General features: G+C 52.1%; 16 protein-coding genes. 10 read left to right on the top strand and 6 right to left on the bottom strand.

Annotation, left to right across the window (positions count from 1 at the left end; all coding sequences use genetic code 11):
• Nucleotides 1–422 precede the first annotated feature (422 nt).
• The 3 genes from ACYVIY_RS10650 to ACYVIY_RS10640 all read right to left on the bottom strand — a co-directional run bounded on the left by ACYVIY_RS10650 (nucleotide 423) and on the right by ACYVIY_RS10640 (nucleotide 2,659).
• The gene (locus tag ACYVIY_RS10650) at nucleotides 423–791 is read right to left on the bottom strand and encodes a DUF5615 family PIN-like protein (RefSeq protein WP_460976310.1); all 369 of its coding nucleotides are present in this window, start codon (nucleotides 789–791) and stop codon (nucleotides 423–425) included.
• 3 nt (nucleotides 792–794) lie between these two features.
• Entirely contained in the window at nucleotides 795–1,040 is a 246-nt protein-coding gene (locus ACYVIY_RS10645) for a DUF433 domain-containing protein (RefSeq protein WP_460976309.1), read from the bottom strand.
• A gap of 134 nt (nucleotides 1,041–1,174) precedes the next feature.
• Nucleotides 1,175–2,659, bottom strand: coding sequence for a xylulokinase (locus tag ACYVIY_RS10640; RefSeq protein WP_460976308.1), 1,485 nt, complete (start codon nucleotides 2,657–2,659; stop codon nucleotides 1,175–1,177).
• A gap of 156 nt (nucleotides 2,660–2,815) precedes the next feature.
• On the opposite strand from ACYVIY_RS10640, the gene ACYVIY_RS10635 reads away from it, so the two are divergent.
• Both ACYVIY_RS10635 and ACYVIY_RS10630 read left to right on the top strand, forming a co-directional pair.
• Nucleotides 2,816–5,197: an alpha-L-rhamnosidase-related protein gene (locus ACYVIY_RS10635; RefSeq protein ID WP_460976307.1), complete on the top strand. Its 2,382-nt coding sequence runs from the start codon at nucleotides 2,816–2,818 to the stop codon at nucleotides 5,195–5,197.
• 45 nt (nucleotides 5,198–5,242) lie between these two features.
• Nucleotides 5,243–6,037: a polysaccharide deacetylase family protein gene (locus ACYVIY_RS10630; RefSeq protein WP_460976306.1), complete on the top strand. Its 795-nt coding sequence runs from the start codon at nucleotides 5,243–5,245 to the stop codon at nucleotides 6,035–6,037.
• Between the two features lie 36 nt (nucleotides 6,038–6,073).
• On the opposite strand, the gene ACYVIY_RS10625 is transcribed toward ACYVIY_RS10630, so the two are convergent.
• From ACYVIY_RS10625 to ACYVIY_RS10615, 3 genes are read right to left on the bottom strand one after another with little or no spacing between them, the layout of a single operon-like run.
• A complete protein-coding gene (locus ACYVIY_RS10625; protein WP_460976305.1) occupies nucleotides 6,074–6,811 on the bottom strand; it encodes a DUF1223 domain-containing protein in 738 nt (245 codons plus the stop codon).
• A gap of 13 nt (nucleotides 6,812–6,824) precedes the next feature.
• A complete protein-coding gene (locus tag ACYVIY_RS10620) occupies nucleotides 6,825–7,628 on the bottom strand; it encodes a molybdopterin-dependent oxidoreductase (protein WP_460976304.1) in 804 nt (267 codons plus the stop codon).
• Nucleotides 7,625–8,380 (bottom strand): cytochrome b/b6 domain-containing protein, encoded by a 756-nt coding sequence (locus ACYVIY_RS10615; RefSeq protein WP_460976303.1) that lies wholly within the window; start codon nucleotides 8,378–8,380, stop codon nucleotides 7,625–7,627. The genes ACYVIY_RS10620 and ACYVIY_RS10615 overlap by 4 nt, the downstream gene beginning before the upstream one ends.
• Before the next feature lie 190 nt (nucleotides 8,381–8,570).
• Between ACYVIY_RS10615 and ACYVIY_RS10610 the strand changes: the two genes are divergently transcribed.
• From ACYVIY_RS10610 to ACYVIY_RS10575, 8 genes are all read left to right on the top strand, one after another.
• Nucleotides 8,571–9,407, top strand: coding sequence for an MBL fold metallo-hydrolase (locus ACYVIY_RS10610; RefSeq protein WP_460976302.1), 837 nt, complete (start codon nucleotides 8,571–8,573; stop codon nucleotides 9,405–9,407).
• Nucleotides 9,408–9,472: 65 nt separating this feature from the next.
• Nucleotides 9,473–10,252, top strand: a complete 780-nt coding sequence (locus ACYVIY_RS10605) for a patatin-like phospholipase family protein (protein WP_460976301.1) — start codon at nucleotides 9,473–9,475, stop codon at nucleotides 10,250–10,252.
• Nucleotides 10,253–10,584: 332 nt separating this feature from the next.
• Nucleotides 10,585–13,773 carry a SusC/RagA family TonB-linked outer membrane protein gene (locus ACYVIY_RS10600; protein WP_460976300.1) on the top strand — a complete coding sequence of 1,063 codons (3,189 nt, stop codon included), beginning with the start codon at nucleotides 10,585–10,587 and terminating at the stop codon, nucleotides 13,771–13,773.
• 68 nt (nucleotides 13,774–13,841) lie between these two features.
• Nucleotides 13,842–15,488, top strand: a complete 1,647-nt coding sequence (locus ACYVIY_RS10595) for a RagB/SusD family nutrient uptake outer membrane protein (protein WP_460976299.1) — start codon at nucleotides 13,842–13,844, stop codon at nucleotides 15,486–15,488.
• Nucleotides 15,489–15,806: 318 nt separating this feature from the next.
• A complete protein-coding gene (locus ACYVIY_RS10590) occupies nucleotides 15,807–18,839 on the top strand; it encodes a SusC/RagA family TonB-linked outer membrane protein (protein ID WP_460976298.1) in 3,033 nt (1,010 codons plus the stop codon).
• 99 nt (nucleotides 18,840–18,938) lie between these two features.
• Nucleotides 18,939–20,252, top strand: coding sequence for a RagB/SusD family nutrient uptake outer membrane protein (locus tag ACYVIY_RS10585; RefSeq protein ID WP_460976297.1), 1,314 nt, complete (start codon nucleotides 18,939–18,941; stop codon nucleotides 20,250–20,252).
• 27 nt (nucleotides 20,253–20,279) lie between these two features.
• Nucleotides 20,280–21,188, top strand: coding sequence for a hypothetical protein (locus tag ACYVIY_RS10580; RefSeq protein ID WP_460976296.1), 909 nt, complete (start codon nucleotides 20,280–20,282; stop codon nucleotides 21,186–21,188).
• A gap of 31 nt (nucleotides 21,189–21,219) precedes the next feature.
• Nucleotides 21,220–21,702, top strand: coding sequence for a hypothetical protein (locus tag ACYVIY_RS10575; RefSeq protein WP_460976295.1), 483 nt, complete (start codon nucleotides 21,220–21,222; stop codon nucleotides 21,700–21,702).
• The last annotated feature ends 3 nt before the right edge of the window (nucleotides 21,703–21,705 follow it).

Below are 21,705 nucleotides of genomic sequence, written 5' to 3'. Positions count from 1 at the left end.
AGGGGGTTGTCGGACTCTCGTCCTTCGTAGGCGATGGGCTTCTCGACGAAGGGGAAGTAGACCTGGTCGCCAAGCGTGAGGTTAGTAGATGACATGCGTATTGGGTTTAAACAAATAAGGTCCCAAAGGTCAGATACCTTTGGGACCTTGTCAACAAGAAAAAAGCGAAAGGTCCGACTTTTTACTAAAATTGTGTCATTTTTACACTTTTCTAAAGTGCCTAACGAAAATAATGTAGCCGAACGCTAATGTAGGAAGGCGTATTCAACGTATTTAACCAGCGACCGTAGGCATCCTGGTAGCGTTCCTGATTGCGAATGGTCACCTGTTTTCAGTAGCTGGAGCAAACTTGACTGCATTACTAATACCGGTATTCTCTGGATGAGCTTTGCCTATAACTTAGCAAAGACAGGATCATCGACTTATCTGTTGATAGGCAGTTTTCGAATGCGAAATTTATCCTTTTCAAAAATAACCAAAGCTCCTTCTTTCAGAGATGAGCTTATATGTGGCCAGTTTTCGATTAATAAGTTAAAGAATAAAAGAGCATTGACTTTGTCAATTCTAAACAAAATGATTGATGGTTCTCTACAGCCGAGAAATGATAGTAGCGTACCGAAATCAGTGTCATGGGTTAAGATTACTTCTCCATTGGAAACCGCTTCTTCAATAATAACCGCATCGCTAGCTGTCGGAGACATGCAGGTAGGTACCCAACGGTAGGAGTGCCCATGCGTCTTTAGGCTTTCCCCTAACGAAGGAGGCATATTTACATCGAGTAAAAACTTCATCGATCAGGCTGCTTTCTGAAGCGGAAAAAAAGTGTCGTGCAGCATTTCCGATGAGAATGATAAAGCTTCTAAAATGTCATCGCGTTCCAGAAAGGAGAATTCGTTCAGCAAGTCGTCGTACGACATACCGCTGCTTAGATAAGCAAGCAGGGAAGATACTGGAAATCGCATGCCACGGATACAGGGCTTGCCCGTGCATATGTCCGGGTCAATAGTAATTCTAGAATATCTAGGATGGACGTATTTCATGACAAGACATTAGCTAAATGGATATGGCTCTTCGGTGTAGTGTGGACTCGCCCGCCCGACACTACACCGAAGATAGTAAAGATAACTCAGTATCTTCTGAACGAAATGAACATACAATAAGTCAGGTTATCGGTTCACTCAGTCTTTTCTACTACGCCTAACCAGCGACCGTAGGCATCCTGGTAGCGTTCCTGATCGCGAATGTTTGGGTCAATTGTTTTCGTAACTTGCAGACCTACAAAGGCTTCTTTCGCGCTCTTATAATAGCCTAATCCAATTCCAGCTCCGCGAGCCGCTCCCTGCGAGCCGTCGGTGTTATACAACTCAATAGCCGCTCCGGTTAAGTTTGCCAACGTATCGCGGAAAAGCGGGCTCAGGAACATATTTGCTTCACCGGCCCGGATGGTTTGTAGGCCAACGCCAACGCTTTCCATAGCCTGAATACCGTAGTACAGCGCGAACACGATACCTTCCTGCGCGGACCGGATCAGGTGCGGCAACCCGTGTCGGATCAGCTGCAACCCATGGAACGATGCTCCCAAATCCTTGTTTTCGAGTACACGCTCGGCTCCGTTGCCAAAGGGCAGACATACTAGTCCATCGGCTCCGACGGGTGCTTCGTGAGCCAGTACGTTCATATCGTTATAGCTGATGGATCGGCTCAATACCTGGTTCCGGAGCCAGCTGTTCAGAATGCCCGTCCCGTTCACACACAACAAAACACCGTAGCGTGGCGCTTCGGCGGTATGGCTAACGTGCAGGAACGTATTGACCCGTTGCTTGGCATCGTATTTAGCCTGCTCACTTACCCCGTACACAACGCCCGATGTCCCGGCGGTGGCGGCAATCTGACCGGGCTCCAGTACGTTCAGCGATAAGGCGTTGTTAGGCTGGTCGCCCGCGCGATACGTAACGGGCGTACCTGCCGCTAAGCCTAGTTCAGCAGCCGCCGAAGCGCTCAACTCGCCCTGTGGTGCAAATGTTGGCTTAATGGTCGGAATTAAGTCGGCGCTAAAGCCGTAATAGTCGAGCAGGAACTGAGCGGGTTGATCGGCCTGGAAGTCCCAGAAAATACCTTCCGACAAACCCGACGCGGTCGTCACAATATCGCCCGTCATTCGGGCCGCCAGGTAGTCGCCGGGCAGCATAAATTTATGAGCCTGGGCGTATACATCCGGCTCGTTTGCCTTCACCCAGGCGAGTTTAGCGGCTGTAAAGTTGCCCGGTGAGTTCAGTAGGTGTGACAAAACTTTGTCATGGCCGAGAGCGTCGAAGGCTTGGTTGCCGTACGGGACGGCCCGGCTGTCGCACCAGATAATGGACGGACGTAACACGTTAAAGTCTTTGTCAACCACAACCAGACCGTGCATCTGGTACGAAATGCCGATCGCCTTTACGTCTTCGGGACGAACATTGGCCTGTTTAATAACAGCCTGGCTGGCCCGGCAAGCATTCTGCCACCAGATTTCAGGTTGTTGTTCGGCAAAACCCGGCTGTGGGGCCTCTATCGCCATTTCGGTTTCAGGGAAAAACGCTGAAGCGACGGCATTGCCACTTTCGGCTTCTAGTAAACACGCTTTTACAGACGAACTGCCAAGATCGAATCCAATGAAATACATGCGGGTCAAGTATTAAGAAAATCAACTGCGAAAGTACGACGACAGACGCATAAATAAGTACAGGAAGTTAAGCTTCCCGTTCAGACTTTAGCCGACGACACGTTAAACTAATCTGGAGCTTGACAAAGTATGAGTTCTCGTGTCTAATATTGTTTTATGAACGCACTCCTGAGATTCCTGATCCTGTTCCTTACCGTACTGTCTGGGTTTGCCCAGACGCCTTCTGGCAATACCTGGACAAATCAGTACTGGCCTGCCCGCTGGATTCTGCACCCTACCGCTCCGGCCCGTCAATACGGCGTTTATCATTTTCGTAAAGCCATCGACCTGCCTCAGAAACCAGCTCGGTTTGTTGTGCATGTGTCAGCCGATAATCGGTATCGCTTGTTTGTGAATGGACGTGCTGTCGCCCTGGGACCGGCGCGGAGTGATTTGCAAAACTGGAATTACGAAACCCTGGATCTGGCTCCTTACTTACAGGCGGGACGTAACGTGCTGGCTGCGCAGGTGTGGTACATGGGCGAAGGGGCTCCGTTTGCGCAGATGAGCTATCAGCTTGGCTTTGTGTTGCAGGGTGATGGAGAGGTAGAGAAAGTAGCAAATACGGATGCGAGCTGGAAAATTTACCAGAACCTGGCCTATTCGCCGGTAAAGAATGACATCGCCAAGCTAAGAACCTATATAGTGGCCGGGGATGGTGATCGGGTGGATGCGGCTTATTACCCCTGGGGATGGGAGCAACCGGGCTATGACGATAAAACCTGGCTACCCGCCAAACCACTAAACTTCCCCACCAAACCACGAGGGCTTGGCACCGACGGGAACTGGGGGTTAGTACCGCGTACCATTCCGATGATGGAAGAAGGCGTGACCCGCCTGGCGCGGGTTCGACGGACGGAAAATGGCCGAATGGAGAATGGATTCTTGCAGGGAACCGCTCCCGTTACGGTTTCGGCTAACACAAAAGCGGTGTTTTTGATGGACAATGGCGTATTGACGAATGCGTATCCCGAGCTGACCGTCAGCCGGGGCAAGGGTGCCGTTGTGACACTGTCGTACGCCGAAGCGCTGGTGGATGCGAAGGGACAGAAAGGCAATCGGAACGAGGTAGAAGGCCGTACGTTACGGGGCTTCGACGATCAGTTCGTGGCAGATGGGGCCGACAGACGCTTATTTCGCCCGCTCTGGTTCCGGACGTATCGGTACCTGCAGCTGACCGTCGAAACCAAAGGCGAGCCCCTCGTCCTGGACGATCTGGTAGGGCGGTTTACGGGCTACCCGTTCGAGCAAAAAGCGCAGTTTACGGCCAGCGATACGACGCTCAAAAGCATCTGGAACGTTGGCTGGCGAACGGCCCGGCTGTGTGCCGGAGAAACGTATTACGATTGCCCGTACTACGAACAGTTGCAATATACCGGCGATACGCGGGTTCAATCGCTGATTTCGCTCTACGTTACGGGCGATGACCGACTGATGCGCAAAGCCATTATGGATTATGACCATAGCCGCTTCAACGACGGCCTGACGCAAAGCCGTTACCCATCGGCCGATTTTCAGGTGATTCCCACCTTCTCGCTGTTCTGGGTGTGCATGGTCCACGATTACTGGATGCACCGGCAGGACGATGCGTTTGTAAAAAGTATGCTGCCCGGAATTCTGAGCGTCTTGAACTGGCACGAAAATCGGATTGCTAAAACCGGCCTGAATGGACCGCAGGAGTGGTGGAACTTCGTGGACTGGTCGGCCTGGAAAAACGCGAAAGACGAAATTGCGGGGGGCGTTCCGGCCGGAGCACGTAACGGTGGGTCAAGTATTCTGTCGCTGCAGCAAGCGTATACGTATTTCCGGGCGGGCGATTTGCTGGCTCATTTTGGCCAGAACGAACGGGCGGAGCACTATCGCGAACTGGGCCGTCGGCTTAACAAAGCGGTTTATGCCCAATGCTGGGATGCGGGACGTAGTCTACTGGCCGATACACCCGCCAAGAACTCATTCAGCCAGCACGCCAACATCCTCGCCGTGCTGACCGATGCCGTTCCCGCTGCGCAGCAGTCGGCTCTCCTGCAAAAGACGATTACGGATACCTCACTTACGCAGGCCACATTCTATTTTAAATTTTATCTGTTCGACGCCCTGAAAAAAGTTGGTCTGGGTGACCAGTTTATTCCTCAGCTAAAGCCCTGGCGCGATATGCTGGCGATGGGTTTAACTACGTTTGCCGAGAATCCCGAGCCGACGCGTTCAGACTGTCACGCCTGGAGTGCTTCGCCCCTGTACGATTTCCTGTCGATCACCTGCGGCATCAACCCCGCCGAACCTGGTTTTAAATCGGTACGTATCACCCCTTACCTGGGCGACTTAACGTCTATTGACGGGCGAATGCCGCATCCTGCTGGTGAGATTGCAGTGCAGTTTCAGAAAACCCCAACCGGTGGACTAACCGGTAACGTAACGCTACCCGCTAACCTGACCGGAACATTACGTTGGAAAGGAAAGTCAATCCCGCTTAAAGCTGGTAAGCAGCTAGTAAGTTTATAAAGTTATTTTCCTCTTCAGAGATACCACTTGCAACAGAAGAAATTGATGAAAACGCTGGTAACGCTTAGTTTATTCTCCCTGCTGAACGGCTTTCTGTTTGGTCAGACCCCTGCTAGCTGGCAGGGCAAAAAATGCGCAGTAGCCCTAACCTACGATGATGGGCTACAAGTGCATCTGGACAAGGTTATTCCGGTTCTGGATTCGGCTGGACTGAAAGGGACGTTCTATTTATCCGGTAATTTTCCCGGCGTTAAAGCCCGGTTGAACGACTGGAAAGTGGCCGCGAGTCACGGGCATGAGTTGGGCAATCATACCCTATTTCATCCCTGCACCGGGCAGCGGCCGGGTCGGGAGTTTGTAACGCCAACCTATGATTTAAGTACGTATACCCTGCAACGGATTACCGACGAAATCCGCATGACCAATACGTTGCTGCAAGCGCTGGATGGCAAAACGCAACGAACGTTTGCTTACCCCTGTGGTGATACAAAGATTGGTGAGGTGGACTATTTTGACTCGGTCAAAAAAGAGTTCGTAGCTGCCCGTGGAGTACGAAGCGAAATGCATAAAGTGACCGAAATCGACTTGGCAAATGTGGATTCATACGCCATAAGCGGCCAGTCCGGCGAGGAGATGATCGCGCTGGTCAAGCGGGCAATGGAAACGAACTCAGTGCTTGTTTTTCTCTTTCACGGCGTAGGCGGTGAGCATAGCCTGAACGTTACGTTACCGGAGCACAACAAGCTTATCCGTTTTCTGAAACAGCACGAAAAAGAAATATGGATTGCGCCGTTCATTGACGTTGCTCAATCGGTTAATCAGGCGAAAGCCCGAAAGTAGCTAAGCTTGAGAAGAAATTGGGTCCGCGCACCCCTATTACAACTGCGCAGCCCCAACAACTTGCCCAGTATCCGTTCGTTGCGCGTACACGAGTACCGCTGTTTGATCGGCAGATAAGCCTGAAGGCATCGCTAGTGTGACACTACCTGACGTGCCTGCTTGTTCAATCGTCTTAAATTGCCGGACAACGTTTGTATTGAGTAGCGTACGCCCGCCATTTTCGCCGGTACCAACGTTAGTACGGGCTTCTTTCTGAACCAGAGCCACGTTTACACGGTACGGCCCGGAAGTCGAAAGAGCATAGTCTACCGACACTTGTTTGGCGTCACGAATCGCTTTTCCCGTCACGGCGATGAACGCCGATGCGGGCTGCTTCTGAATGGCTTGAATGGCCTGTTCGATACGTGCCCGCTGCCCACCAACAACATCCTGACGACCATTGATGATAAGTTGTGGCGTATACGTCTGCGTTTTTAAGGTGCGATCATATAGCCGCTGCCGGTCGGTGAACAGCTTGCTGCTGAACGGGTCCTGCCAACCCAGTCGATTCCAGTAATCAACGTGAAACGATAAGCTATAAACGGCTTTGCCCGATTGGGAGGCTTGCTGCGTTAGCCCGTGCAATAGCCGGTCGGCGGGCGGACAACTGGAGCAGCCTTGCGACGTAAATAACTCCAGCACAACAACGGGCTGGGGAGCTGGTGGAACTGGCCCTTTCGTAGATCGTGATGCCGCAAGCCCGAACGCTGTTAAAAGAATGAGTACGTAGTTCATTAGCTTTTGGGGTTTATAAACCAACGTAATAATCGTAGCCGCGTTCGGTCCAGAAGTCGCGGGGGCGCGTGTCGGAGAAAAAGATTCGGCCAATCCGCTTCAGGTTTTTCACGCCGTATTTTACCGGTATAATCAGTCGGACAGGAGCACCATGCTGACTGTTGATGGGTTCGCCGTTCAGTTCATAGGCAAGCAGCGTCTGCGGGTGCAGGGCGCTCTCGATGTCGATGCCTACGTAATACCCTTTGTCGGGGGTTTCCATACCGATATGCTTGTACAAGTCATCGGTGTTGTCGGGGTCAGGCGCGTTGCCGCTCCGAGTTCCTAACTTATAATGGGCCAGAAAATCCGACAGACGCACACCGCCCCAATGCTGTACCTGGCTCCAGCCTTCCACGCACTTGAAGTCGTACACCAGTTCCTGCTTTGGTAAGGCCTTAATGTCGTCCATCGTTAGCAGAAGTGGCTCCGCCATGCCGGGCCTGTCAACCTGAAGTTTCCAGTCGTCGGGTAGGGGAGAACGTAGTCCGTCGAAGCCATTGACGCGGGGAACACGGGCCGCAGCTTCTACGGGAAACGTTTTGACCAGATTCGTATCGCTGAAATACGTCCGGGCAATCTGTTCGTTGGCGTCCAGCACTCTACGTAACGGCTTCTTTGTTCCGTATAGATTTGGGCTGCCTTTTATCCATTGATAAACCCCAAGGGGCACGGTTGCCGCCAGCGTGAACAGCCCAAACGCTTTGAGCATTCGCCGACGTACCGCCGATTCGGGAATCTCTTCCTGCGGGAGTTCAGGTTCTTTATTCGGATTCATGATAGAGCGGGTTGAACAGGTGAATCGCCGGATTCATCATCGCTAGGCAACGATTGGGGTTGATTGACAGGCTCGGGCGCGGATGGACGATCATTAGTATTGGGCTTGACGACTTCAAAACCCGTTATCATCGACTGGAAGTTGTGCCAGCCCGCGCGGATAACCTGACCTATGTGAATAACAAAAAATAGGACGTAACCGATCGTTAATGCGAAATGAATCAGTCGAGCGGTTTCATAGCCTCCGGTCAGTGCCGTAAGCCAGTAAAACTGCGTGGGTTTATAAATGGCATAGCCCGTCAGCACCGAGCCGACGCCCATAATCATAATCGAGAAATAGGCAATCTTCTGCGCCCCGTTGTACTTGACAAACGGCGGCTGCGTTTTGCGCAGACCCAGATCATACAGCGTTACCTGAATGGCCTCACGAAACGAATGTCGGTCGGGGACCAGGTGCCGCCATTCGCCCGAAACAAACGTGTACCCAACGTAAAGCACACCGTTCAGCAGGAAAAGCCACATGAACACAAAGTGCCAGGCCATACCCTCAGCCAGTCGGCGGGATAAGCCCAGTGCTTTGTAAAATCCGTCGGGGAAGAACGAAATAAGCGTCCAGTCGCCAAGCTGAATTTTATAGGGATCGTAGGCCCAATAAATCAGCATGCCGCTCCAGATCATAACCAACAGCACCGGGAAGTTGATCCAATGAAACCAGCGGATGGCCAGCGGGTGCTTGTGAACAATACGTTTCATGCGAAAGGCAGGTCGTGTGTCTCTTTATCAATAGTATAACGAATAACAGCAATACTTCGATTCGTAATCGGTGATTCATTCGAAAATTTGATCCGTCTGACCTGAAATTCGCGCCCAACAAACGCATCGTCGACGTATCGTTTCGAGGAGCGGGTATGATACCTTTGCCGTCTCATCTGCGTAAACGATTATGACACTTCAGACCCTGGATACCGGTTATTTTAAACTTGATGGGGGCGCTATGTTCGGCGTTGTGCCGAAGTCTCTCTGGAACCGACTGAACCCTGCCGACGAACAGAATCGGTGCACCTGGGCCATGCGCTGTCTGTTATACGAACAGGACGGGCGGCTGCTCGTGGTCGATACGGGGATTGGCGATAAGCAGGATGTTAAATTCTTCGGCCACTATGATCTTCACGGCGAGGCTACGTTGCTCAGTTCCATCCGGGCGGCTGGCTATGACCTGAGCGACGTAACGGATGTGCTCTTAACGCATCTGCACTTCGATCACGTTGGCGGGGCCGTCAAACGTACCGGCGAGCGGCTCCTGCCGGTTTTCACGAACGCAACGTACTGGACGCATCCGGCGCATTGGCAGTGGGCTACAAATCCTAACCCGCGTGAAAAAGCGTCGTTCCTGAAAGAAAATATCTTTCCTCTACAGGAGAGCGGTCAGTTAAAATTTCTGACCGAGCGTCCATTCCCGTATTCGAACGTTGAGCTGCTGTACGTAGATGGACATACCGAAAAAATGGCGCTTCCGCTATTCCGGATAAATGGACGTACCGTCGCCTACATGGCTGACCTGATTCCGTCGTCGGCGCACGTACCGCTGCCCTACGTAATGAGTTACGACGTTCGTCCGCTGTTGACGATGGATGAAAAAATGCGCCTACTTCAGCAGGCGGCCGCCGAAAACTGGATTCTGGTTTTTGAGCACGATCCCGCCATCGAAGCCGCTACGGTAGAGCAGACCGAACGGGGAGTGCGGATTAAGGATCAGGGCAGCTTGGCCGAACTGTTGTAGGGTCGGCATTCGATAAACTAAACGTTTTAACGGGCCGTTATCAAGCAACGACAAGCATAGGCTTTATGAAAATTGGTTTAGTGTTATCGGGTGGGGGTGCCCGTGGAATCACCCACCTGGGCGTAATCAAAGCATTGCAGGAGATGGGGCTTACCTTCGCCCAGATCTCCGGAACCAGCGCGGGAGCCATTACTGGTGCCCTGCTGGCTCAGGGATACTCGCCCGACGAAAGCCTGAAAATTATTGAATCGTCGTCGTTCGTGCGCCACATCCGACCAGCCTGGAATCGCATGGGGCTGCTCCGGCTAGATACCATCGTTGATTTATACCGGAAATATATTCCGCACGATACGTTCGAAGGCTTACAGATTCCGCTGCACGTCGTGGCAGTTGATCTGAACGACGGGGAGCAGGTCGTGTTCGATTCGGGTGAGCTGATCCGGCCCGTTCTGGCTTCCTGCTGCCTGCCCGGCATCTTTGAGCCGATGCTCATCAACAAACGTCAATACGTCGATGGTGGGGTGCTGAATAACCTGCCGGTCGACGTGATTGAGAACAAAGTTGATTTTCTGATCGGGTCGCATTGTAACGTACTGGGCCCGCGCAAACCCATTACCTCCATGCGGGGCGTCATTGAACGTAGCCTGGTGCTGGCCGTACAAAGCAAAACCAAAGATCGGTTTGCCAAATGCAACGTATTGATTGAGCCCCCCCAACTGTCCCAATACACCACTACTGACATCAGCAAGGCGCGCGAGCTGTTCCGAATTGGCTACCAGCACACGCGGTCAATGGCCGATCAAATCGAAAAATGTCTTGAACAGCCAACTATACAGGCAACGTAAAGCAAAAATTAGCAGGGTTACTTACGAAACGCCGGGCAGGAATGCCTGGCGTTTTTTATGGCTCTACCTCGACCCTATCAATAAGCGTCGATAGATGGAATAGCATTATCCAAATAATTTATTTTACTTACTTTGGTTGAAATATGTAAGCATAATTACTTAGTGATATGAATTATAAAATATAAAATTGTATTTAATATTATATTTTACATTTATTCTATAAAGGAGAATATAGTTTGTAAAAGTTATGAAAATCAAAATTTTGTATTGACAAAGTAAAGATATACTTTTGAGATAATGACTTGTTTTCTTAATCTAAATTAGAACTTAGTATGAGTAGAATTCTATCGGTGAGTTTGCTGTTGCTCTGCTCACTTTGGGGTCCTGTATGGGCTCAGGAACGTAAGGTTACCGGTAAGGTGACATCGGCAGAAGATGGTTCGGCCATGCCGGGTGTGTCGGTGGTGTTGAAAGGAACAACGAGAGGCTCGACGACGGATGCGGGAGGAAATTATGCCTTGTCAATTCCCGAAAAAGGAGGGAAATTAACGTATAGCTTCGTTGGAGCTGTATCGCAGGAAGTCGAAGTTGGTAGTCAGGCGGTTATTGACGTGAAGATGGTTGCCGACGCGCGTCAGCTCTCCGAAATTGTGGTAACCGGGACGGGGGTGGCGACGACGAAAGCTAAACTCGGTATTGCTGTTGAATCCGTTTCGGCCAAAGACCTGCCGCAGGCCCCTACGGCTTCTATTGACCAGGCGCTGCAAGGCAAAATTGCGGGTGCGCAAATCACCAGCCCTAACGGTACGCCGGGTGCTCGCGCCAACATCCTGCTGCGAGGTATCAATACGGTAAACCGCGGAACCGCGCCGATTGTCCTGATGGACGGCGTGCAGGTGGGCGCTACCGATCTGAATACGATTGATCTGAGCAATATTGAGCGGGTCGAAGTGGTGCAGGGAGCGGCTGCCGCTACCATTTACGGCGCGCAGGGTGCCAACGGCGTCATTCAACTATTTACCAAGCGCGGCAAAGATGGCCCGTTGCGGGTTAGCGTGTCGAACAGCTACGCCGAAAACACGTATCTGAACATTGGTAACGTACGCAAGGCCGACAAGCACGCGTTCGTGACGGATGCCAATAATGTAGTTATTGCAACGAACGGCAAGCCGATCACCTTTAACGAAACAAACGGAACCTTCAGCGATAACGTACAATACAACGCGCTCGACGTCAACAGCAACGCCAACAAGCCGTATGACCAGAACCTGAAGTATTACGATCACTTCAATATGTTCTTTATTCCGTCGCATACGATCAACAACTCGATTAACATCTCAGGCGCCAATAACAAGACGGACTACAGCTTTTCGGCCTCGAATAATCACCAGACCAGTACGCTTAAAAACAACGGGGAGTTTAACCGGTCGAACCTGGTGGCTAACATCGGCTTAGGACTGGCGAAGAACCTGACGTTCCGTACGATCACGCAACTGGCATACACCCGTAATGGGCTGAAAAACTCGGATCGCGACGCCCTATACTCGCTGAACAACACCCGCCCGTTTGCCGATTATGACTTCAAGGATGCGGACGGTAACTACGCTGCGTATTACGGCAGCGCGGCCGGGGTGAATGGATTCAATCCGAACTACCGGAGCCAGTACCGGAACAATCTGAGCAATAAGGTCGACATTATCCAAAGCTTTGATCTGGACTATAAGCCGTTCAAGTTTCTGGATCTGAATGCCAAATACGGGCTGAACTACCAACGTGAGACGACGCGCCGGACGTACCCCAACCAGACGCTGAACCAGAACATTATTGCCAATCCGAACTACTACGTATCTACCTACGGAACAAACGCTACGGGCGAGATCGACAACTTCGACTACACGACCCTGTTCCAGAACTTCCTGGGTCAGGCGATCATCAAGACTGATTTTCAGAACGATTTTAAGTTAAACGTACCCATCACGACATCGACTCAGCTGGCGTTCGATTACCGCAGCAACAATTACAAGGAGTACTGGACCTACGCGACTGGCCTGCCAACTTACGCACCGTTCACGGCCGCGCAGGGCTCTAACTACCGCGTGCAGCGGGATTATACCGAACCGTTCATTACGTATGGGTATCTGGTGAACCAAACTATCGACTTCGGTGAGCTGGCGGGCGTATCGGGTGGATTCCGCAGCGATTATTCGTCGGCCTTCGGTCGGGGTTCCACGCCCTTTACGTTCCCACGCGGTTCGGCGTACGTTCGGCCTTCGTCGCTGGCGTTCTGGCAGAATAGTGCACTCGGCAGCGTAGTCCCCGAATTTAAAATCAGAGCGGCTTACGGCGAAGCCGGTATTCAACCCAAGCCCTTCGACCGGTACGTAACCCTGAGCACCCGCACGTTGGGCAGCAGCAACGTATTCTACTACGATCCGGCGCAGCGCAACCCGGACCTGGGTGTAGAAGTATCCCGCGAATTGGAAATTGGTACGGATTTCACGGTCAACGGGGGCGGCAGCGACTGGCTGCGCCGTCTGAATTTCTCGTTCAACTACTGGAAACGGAATACCGACAACGCCATTTATGACGTCGACGTAGCCCCGTCGAGTGGGCAGGGCACTCTGAAAGACAATGCTTTCTCGCTGGCATCACACGGGTTACAGTTTTCGCTGAATACGACAGTTTACAAAGGGCGCGACATTACCTGGAACTTCACGACCAACTTTGGTCGCCAGACCTCCGAGATTACGGCCGTCAAAGGAAACGGTGAGATCGTGGTTACGTCGGCCGCTGGCAGCACCAACTACGTCCTGAAAGCAGGTCAGAAAATCGGTCAGTTATTCGGGTTCATGGCGATCCGTTCGCTCGACCAGGTTTTGCCCGATGGTAAACCCGCCTTAACCGAAGCCCAAAAGCCGGCTTATGAAGTCGCCAGCAACGGATACGTCGTTAACAAAACGACCAAACAACCGCTGTTCAGCTCCGCTCAGTACAGCTTTGGCGATCCGAACCCAATCTTTAATGCCTCGTTCATCAACGACATCAGCTACCGGGGCATCGTCACGCTAGGCTTCCAGTTCGACTGGGTGTACGGCAGCCACATCTACAACCAAACCAAATCGTGGTTATACCGTGATGGGATCTCTAGCGACTATGCCGAACCGATCACCATCAACGGCCAAACCGGTGCCTGGACGGCCTTTTATCGGGGTGTTTATCAGGCCGGAGCGAACAACGGAACCAAAGATTACTTCTACGAGGATGCGTCGTACCTGCGGTTACGTAATATTTCGCTGGGGCTGGACTTCTCGAAATTCCTGCGGATTCCGGTGCTGAAACAAACGCAGCTGGTAGTGTCGGGGCGTAACCTGTTGACCTTTACCAAGTACTCTGGTATGGACCCAGAAGTGAGTTCCGGCAGCACAACCGGTAACGAAAACTCAGCCTGGGACCGCGGAACCGACCACAACACGATGCCTAACCTGCGTTCCTACCAGGCTTCGCTAAACATCACTTTCTAAAAATCGACAGCAGACGAGTATGGTCAGCGGATGGCTGAACCGGCTGCTTTCTTTATCGATATAATTCAATGAATAAGACCAAACTATTCGTCTATAGCACCCTGCTGGTCGTGGGTATGGGCGCTTGTAAGGAACAACTGGACGTTAAAAATCCCAACCAGCCCACACCGGGAAGCGCGGCTACCGAGTCGGGCGTAATCTCGCTGGCGCAGGGTGGCGTGTACGTAAGTGGTTTCAAAGAGTTAAAATATTACGATGGCGTACCCGGTCGCTTCTGGACGGGGGCGATGGGCTTTCACGAACTGATGGGCGACATCGTTGGCGAGGAAGCGGCCAACCAGTACGGTAACCAGATTGGGATGCCTGACTACGTACTTCTCGACGACGGTACCCGCGTCAACAACCCGAGTTCGGTACCGACGCAGATTGGCCTGTTACGTACCGTTAACGTAAACGCCAACGCGGGTGCTAATCCTACGTACTTTGAATGGGCGTATATGTACAACATCATTACGTCGATGAATTCGGTGCTTGAGATTGCCGATAAAACCACGTTCTCAGGAGAGGCTGCTGTAGCGACGGCGAAGAAAAACACAGTGAAAGCCTGGGCGTATTTCTGGAAAGGGTATGCCTACTCGCGCATTGGCTCGATTTATTACGCCGGAATCATTAATGATAAAGTTGGCGTAACGAACGGTAACTATGTTGCTAAAGAGAAAGTCATTGACGAAGCCACCAAAAATCTGGATCAGGCCGTTTCGCTGCTCGGCGGATTAACGAAAGACGCTACCTACGATGGCATCATGTCGGGTTTAATCGCTGATTACAACCGAGTTGGCAAAGGCGCTATTATGAGCCCGGACATGTGGAAACGGACCATCAATACCCTGAAGGCTCGTAACATTCTGGTGAACACCACCGCCAAAACCATGACAGCCGCGCAGTGGGGACAGATTCTGACGCTTACCAACGACGGCGTACAGGCGACGGATAACGTTTTGACGGGTCGCTCGAATGCGAATGGTGATTTCTTCAGCAATGTAGATGGCAACTTGGCCGCTAAATCGACGGGCGCAGTCGGCTCCATTACGTATAAGGTAAGCGAACGCCTGATTCAGGACTTCTCCGCGGGCGACAAACGATTGGCGAATAATTTTACGCAGTTGGCTGCTCCCGGCATTTTCAACTCTGATCGCGGCAACTCGTTCAATACGCGCTGGCAACTGGTGAACAAAGGAAAAGGCATGGCCGGTACCGTTGTCCTGACCAACCAGGATGTGGGTGGCTATGAACTGTATCTGTCGAGTACCTACGAGGAGAACGAATTGATGAAGGCAGAAGCGAAAATCTATACCGGCGATGTGGCCGGTGGGTTAGCCGCTATCGACGCCGTTCGTCAATATCAGGGAGCGGGTCTGGCTGCCCTGTCGGGTCTGTCGGCGGATGCCGCTAAAGAGGAACTTCGCAAAGAACGCCGGGTTGCCCTGGCCTTTCGTGCCCTGTCGTTCTACGATGCCCGCCGTTGGGGCGTAATCGATGACGTAAGCAAGGGCGGAGGCCGCAAAGGCGCGGTGGTTGTGGACAAGGCGGGTAAGGTGAGCACGAAGGCCACCATCAACTACAACTTTCTCGACTATTGGGATGTGCCCGATAATGAGGTCGCTTACAACCCGCCAGCGGCTAACAGTGCACCCATCAAAAACCCGAAGCAATAAGCAGAATCAATAGCCTAGCATTTACCTGTACAGCGAAGCGGCTCCAGTCCAAACTGGGGCCGCTTCGCTGCGTTTATAAAAGGAAGATAACCCACTGAATACGACTAACGTCGGTGCATAGGCAGACCGTTGACGAACATACTAGATCCGTGCCTGCCCGTCCTATGAACGACACGCTGAGAAAATGCTTGACGACTGAATATAAGATCAGAATATTTTTTCGTTTAGAAACTATTATCTTGTATGGCTTTTCCCCATCAGTAAAAGGTAAGAAATAGAGCAACGCTAAACGATTTTGTTTGGACCATAAACCTGTACATGAGAAACTATTACGTCTTTGTTTGCGGAGTCCTGCTGGCTTTGCTGCCAGCCATATTGCTGGCTCAGACCCAGCGGATAACGGGTCGGGTCACGTCTGCCCAGGACGGCCAGGCTTTGCCCGGTGTGAATATTGTTGTTAAGGGGACCACGAACGGCGTAAGTACCGATGCCAACGGGAACTACAGTCTGGCCATACCCGGAAACAACGCGGTTATTGTGCTTACCTCCATTGGCCTGGTCGCTCAGGAAGTCACCGTTGGCAACCGCACGGTGGTGAACGTGCAGATGCAGGAAGCCATCAATGAGTTGACCCAAGTTGTTGTAACGGGTTACAACACAACTCAGAAGAAAGACATTACCGGCTCGATTGCTTCCGTATCGCCCGAAAAATTCAAAGATATTCCGGTTGCCAGCTTCGATCAGGCACTTCAGGGGCAGGCCGCTGGTGTGCAGGTTACGCAGTCGTCGGGTACGCCCGGTGGCGGCTTGACCGTCCGCGTTCGGGGTAATACGTCTATATCGGCCAGCAACCGGCCTTTGTTCATTGTCGATGGCGTACCGGTGGAAGATGGCTCGCTGTCAGCGCGTGATTTTGGCGGACAGACCGACAATGCATTAGCCATGTTTAACCCGAACGATATTGAGTCGTTCCAGATCCTGAAAGATGCGTCGGCCAAGGCGATCTACGGCTCACGGGCGGCTAATGGCGTGGTGTTGATCACGACCAAACGCGGGAAATCCAACCAGAAAACAACGTTTACGGCCGATGTCCAGCGCGGCATGACCGACGTAACGCGTCGCCCAGATCTGTTAAATGCGTCTGAGTTGCTGGAATTGCAGCGCGAGGCTGTCACGAACGCGGGCTTAGATCCCGATAAGTTGGGCTTGGTTAAAGGCGTTACGGATGGTATAAATACCGACTGGGTGGATGCCGTACTTCGGAAAGGGGTTTACCAGCAGTATCAACTGGCCGCCCAGGGCGGAAACGATCGGACGCAATTTTACATCAGCGGGAATATGCGCGACGAAGAAGGCGTACAGTTGAACAATCGCTTCACCCGATATACCGGCCAACTGAAACTCGACCATAAAGCCAATGCCCGGCTTTCGTTTGGTACAAACATTACGTTGTCGCGCGCTGATAATAAGCGGGTTAAAGGCGATAACTTCCTCGATGGTGTTTATTCCGGTGCGGTGAAAAGCCTACCATATTATTCGCCGTACGATGAGCAGGGAAAGCTATACGTTCCCAGCAGCCCCAACTACCCCGGTTTCCCGAACTTTAATCCGGTGGGTCAGGCTGTATTGCCCCGATTCATAAGCTATACAGATAAACTCCTCGGCGGGCTGTATGCGGAGTACGAGATCATCCCGAACATGCGGTTCCGCTCGAAAGTCAGTATTGACTACAACAACATCACCGAAGATAACTTTGAACCGGCTTCTACGGCGATTGGTGGTTTTCTGCCCAGCGTGGGTGGACAAGGCTATGGCGTATACATCAATTCAGGTCTGTCGACGTTTATCAACACCAATACGTTAACGTATAATTTTCAACTGGCCGAAAAGCATCATTTCAGCACCCTGGCCGGTTTTGAGGTACTGAAGCGTACCGAACGGAACGGCTACGTAGAGGGCCGGTTGTTCCCAAGTGATGATTTTACCTACATTGCCTCCGCTGGTATTGTGGATCAGGGATCTTCGTCGGTTACCAACAGCGGCTTGGTGTCTACGTTCGCGGAGGTGCGTTACGACTATAACGACAAATACCTGGCTACGATAACCGCCCGTTACGATGGCTCGTCACGCTTCGGACAAAATCGTCGGTTTGGCTTATTCCCGTCGGCTTCGGTGGGCTGGCGTCTCTCCGGCGAGGAGTTCATGCAGCAGTTCCGCTTCCTGAATGACCTTAAACTGCGCGCCAGCTACGGGTTTACGGGGAATGAACGGATTGGTGACTTCCTATTTCTGGGCACTTGGGCGTCGACTACCTACAGCGGATCGACGGGGGTGGGTCCTGCGGCTTTGGCCAACCCCGGTCTGCAATGGGAGCGCACCCGCGAAGCAAACATTGGCTTTGACGCTTCGTTCTACAACGGGCGGATTAGCCTGACGGTCGATGCCTACGATAACGTAACGGATAACCTGTTGTTCGCCCAACCCATTCCGCAGACTACCGGTTTTGCCTCCCTTCAGGGGAACATCGGTAAAATCTCGAATCGGGGATTAGAGCTGACCATTTCGACCGTGAACGTCGACGGGCCAGTTCGCTGGAACACCGATCTGAATCTGTCGCGTAACGTAAACAAGGTTGTTGAGCTGGCCAGCACCGAACCGATCTTCCGTGGGTATGCTGGTAATGGGGTCAGTAATACCAACGTCATCCTGGTTGGCCAGCCGCTGGGCACATTTTGGGGACTAAAGTTTCTGGGTGTTGACCCTGCGACCGGCGACGCGATCTACGAGGATAAAAACGCCGATGGCCGCATCACACCCGACGATGCCCAGGTCATTGGGAATGCCCAACCCAAACTGTTTGGCGGACTCACCAACAAGGTTTCCTGGAAAGGCATCGATCTGAGTGCATTCGTGCAGTTTTCGTATGGCAACAGTACCTTGAATTTTTCGAATACCACTCTGCTGAATTCTGGGGCAGATTTGCAGAACAACCAGAGCCGGAAAGCCCTACAGCGCTGGCGTAAAGAAGGGGATATCACGAGCGTACCCCGATACGTTTACCAAAATACTTATAACAACTACCTCAGCAGCCGATTCCTGGAAGATGGCTCGTACGTGCGGCTGAAGAACGTAACACTTGGGTATAACCTGCCTAAAAAGCTCGTCAGTCGTTACAAAATTGGGAATGTACGGGTTTATGCGTCGGCTACAAATCTGTTTACCTATACGCGCTATTCGGGACCTGATCCAGAGGTGAGTACGCTCGACGGGTCAACCGCAGCGCAGGGCATTGATTTATTCACCTTTCCGCAAATCAAAACCGTATTAGCTGGTCTGACGATTGGCTTCTAACTCCGTTCGAGTCAAAATTCTAGCCGTTTTACCATGAATCGATTGATAAGATATTGTGCAGTGCTGTTGCTGGTTGGGCTAGCTTCCTGCAGGGAAGTTTTGGAGCCAAAGCCGGTGGCGCTTCTGGTTGATAATCTGGTGTTAAACGAACCTGCCGACGTTCAGCCCGTTCGGATTGGGATGTACAGCGCCCTGCGCGGCACCGCTTCACCGACGATTATTGCCGGGGACTTTACCGCCGATTACATCCAGCATAACGGAACATTTACCGACTATCGGGAACTGGCAACCAAGCAGATCACGGCCACGAACGGGGCCGTTGGGGCCTTGTGGGGAAGTCTATACCGGACAATCTACGTCGCCAATTTCATTCTGGAAAAGCTGCCGCAAGTAAGTGGTGTGCCCGAAACGACCCGTAAACAGGTTACCGCCGAAGCGCGGTTCATGCGTGGTTACGCCAATTTTATTGGGGTGAATACGTACGGCGATATTCCGCAGGTGACAACGACCGATCAGGCTACAAACCGTACGATTCCCCGAACGCCCAAAGCAACTATATTGGCATCTGTAGAAGCCGACCTGAATGCAGCTTTAACCGACCTGCCCGGTGTAGAAGCCGGATCGACCAACGTAACGACTAACGCTACGTATCTGAACAAGGTTACGTGTCGGGCGCTACTGGCCCGGTTTTATCTATACCAGAAAAACTGGGCACAGGCCGAGCAACTGGCTACGCAGGTGATCAGCGCTGGTGTGTATAGTCTCCTGCCGAATTACATTGACGTAGTGACCCGTGATTTTACGCAGGAATCCATTCTAGAGGTTGGGTATAGCCTGAGCGACGATCCGGGAACGGGCAATTTCGCACTCAATAACCTCTTGGTTGGTCGTCGGGAGGTGATTCCATCCAATCAGGTTGTGGCTGCACTCGTATCGAATGAATCAGGTACACGTAACCAGACAATCACCTTCAACGCCCAAAATCTACGCGGTAACGACAACGGCTGGACGGTGGCCAAGTACGGCACCGCATCGGAAGACAATAACAATATTGTGCTGATTCGGCTGGCCGAAATGTACCTCATCCGGGCGGAAGCCAGGGCGCAGCAGGGTAAACTGACCGGTGCCGATGGAGCCGTGGCCGACCTGAACGTACTACGTACCCGCGCCAAAGCCCCGGCCGTTGCCAATGCCAATCAGGCCGACCTTCTGCTGGCGATCGAGCGCGAACGGGTGTACGAACTGGCATTCGAAGGCCAGCGCTGGTATGACCTCGTACGTACCGGTCGGGCGCAGGCCGTGATGACGGCTTTCTCGCCAAACTGGAATTCGCGCTATGAACTGTGGCCGATTCCGCAGACCGAAATTCAACAGAATACGGCCTTGAAAGGCCAGCAAAACCCTGGTTATTAATTCCAACAGATTACTGATATTGTCCGTATGAATACGATACTCAACAACCGGCAGGTAAAGCGAATAGGGCGTTGGCTGATGAGGCTGGTTCCCGTCGTTGCGGTTGGCTGGCTTACCATTGGCTGCGAAGAGCAGGATCTAGACCGAACCTTTCAGGGACCTTACTTTGTGCGCTTCACCGATTCGTCGCTAACCTACAAAGAAAGCTACAGCCCCATTATTCCAGTTCGGGTGCATAACGCAGGCCCGATTCTGAATCAGCCGATCACCGTTAATTACACCATCAGCGGATCGGCCCGGGAAGGAAAGGATTTTTCAATTGAGGGTGTCAAAGGCACCGTGGTTATTCCAGCCAACAAGAGTTTTGGGGAGATCAAATTAAAGCTGATCAACAACGCCAATAACATCCTGGAATCGCAGGCGCTCGTCTTTACGTTAACGTCCGTAGAACCCAGTTCCTTACAGGTCGGATTTGGGCAGGAAGGGGTAGTTGGGAAAAAGCTCACCGTCACCATTCAGGATGATTGTCTGCTCGGAGGCACCTACACGGGGGCCGGGGTGGTGAACGGAGGTAATGCGTCGGTCGCCAACATTGCCATCACCAGTACGGATTGTAAGCAGTATAGCGTGAGCAACTGGAACATTGGACTGACGAACCTGGCAGTTGTTGGCAACAACACCTTGTTCTCGTTCAATGCCGAAAAGCCCACCTTAGTCTTTATCGACAACGGGGATAACTCATTGACGGTACCAGAGCAGGTCAATACCGCTCTGGGGGACGACGGGTCGCTCAGCGGTACCGGTGCCTGGAACCCCCGTAACCGTCAGATCACACTGAACCTTCAGGCGAAATTGCGGATTACGATGATTCGTGATACGGTGCGAACGTTCCGCGATACGACGCTCCGCTTTACCCAGACGTATTTTCCCCAATAACAGCATTACTGACTGATACTTACGCCTTAACATGATGCGACTATTTATACGCTTATTACTGCTACCGGTCCTGTTGGGGGGGCTACTGGGCGGGTGTTCAGAGCGAATCGAGCCCAAGCCGGTCACCTATTCGCAACTGCTGACGGGAACAACCAAAAAATCCTGGCGTCTGGTATCCTACCAGATTTTTGATGAGGGAAGGGGATCTGGCGTAGCGCCTTTTCAGCAAACATGCGTTACAGATGATATATATACCTTCTACGCGGATGAGCAGCATACTTTTGAAATCAGCGAGGGCGCATCAAAATGCAGGGCTGATGATCCTGACATCTATGTAGCCGACACCTGGACGCTCGTTAACGCCAATGCATCGCTGGAGTTTTACCTGGATATTCTGGGCGGTAAGTTTCCCTGGACCATCAAGAATCTAACCGACCGGTCGCTGACGATTGAATACTATTTCCCTGATATTGACGCCAGCTACCGGTTTACGTTTAATTCAATTTCTCAATAGGCC

It is taken from the genome of Spirosoma knui (assembly GCF_054780635.1).
The sequence above is the reverse complement of the archived record's forward strand: the minus strand, read 5'-3'. Positions and strand labels throughout refer to the sequence as shown.

Coding starts and splice junctions, on each gene's coding strand:
- ACYVIY_RS10650 (WP_460976310.1), bottom strand. CDS start 791: ATGAAGTTTTTACTCGATGTAAATATGCCTCCTTCGTTAGGGGAAAGC.
- ACYVIY_RS10645 (WP_460976309.1), bottom strand. CDS start 1,040: ATGAAATACGTCCATCCTAGATATTCTAGAATTACTATTGACCCGGAC.
- ACYVIY_RS10640 (WP_460976308.1), bottom strand. CDS start 2,659: ATGTATTTCATTGGATTCGATCTTGGCAGTTCGTCTGTAAAAGCGTGT.
- ACYVIY_RS10635 (WP_460976307.1), top strand. CDS start 2,816: ATGAACGCACTCCTGAGATTCCTGATCCTGTTCCTTACCGTACTGTCT.
- ACYVIY_RS10630 (WP_460976306.1), top strand. CDS start 5,243: ATGAAAACGCTGGTAACGCTTAGTTTATTCTCCCTGCTGAACGGCTTT.
- ACYVIY_RS10625 (WP_460976305.1), bottom strand. CDS start 6,811: ATGAACTACGTACTCATTCTTTTAACAGCGTTCGGGCTTGCGGCATCA.
- ACYVIY_RS10620 (WP_460976304.1), bottom strand. CDS start 7,628: ATGAATCCGAATAAAGAACCTGAACTCCCGCAGGAAGAGATTCCCGAA.
- ACYVIY_RS10615 (WP_460976303.1), bottom strand. CDS start 8,380: ATGAAACGTATTGTTCACAAGCACCCGCTGGCCATCCGCTGGTTTCAT.
- ACYVIY_RS10610 (WP_460976302.1), top strand. CDS start 8,571: ATGACACTTCAGACCCTGGATACCGGTTATTTTAAACTTGATGGGGGC.
- ACYVIY_RS10605 (WP_460976301.1), top strand. CDS start 9,473: ATGAAAATTGGTTTAGTGTTATCGGGTGGGGGTGCCCGTGGAATCACC.
- ACYVIY_RS10600 (WP_460976300.1), top strand. CDS start 10,585: ATGAGTAGAATTCTATCGGTGAGTTTGCTGTTGCTCTGCTCACTTTGG.
- ACYVIY_RS10595 (WP_460976299.1), top strand. CDS start 13,842: ATGAATAAGACCAAACTATTCGTCTATAGCACCCTGCTGGTCGTGGGT.
- ACYVIY_RS10590 (WP_460976298.1), top strand. CDS start 15,807: ATGAGAAACTATTACGTCTTTGTTTGCGGAGTCCTGCTGGCTTTGCTG.
- ACYVIY_RS10580 (WP_460976296.1), top strand. CDS start 20,280: ATGAATACGATACTCAACAACCGGCAGGTAAAGCGAATAGGGCGTTGG.
- ACYVIY_RS10575 (WP_460976295.1), top strand. CDS start 21,220: ATGATGCGACTATTTATACGCTTATTACTGCTACCGGTCCTGTTGGGG.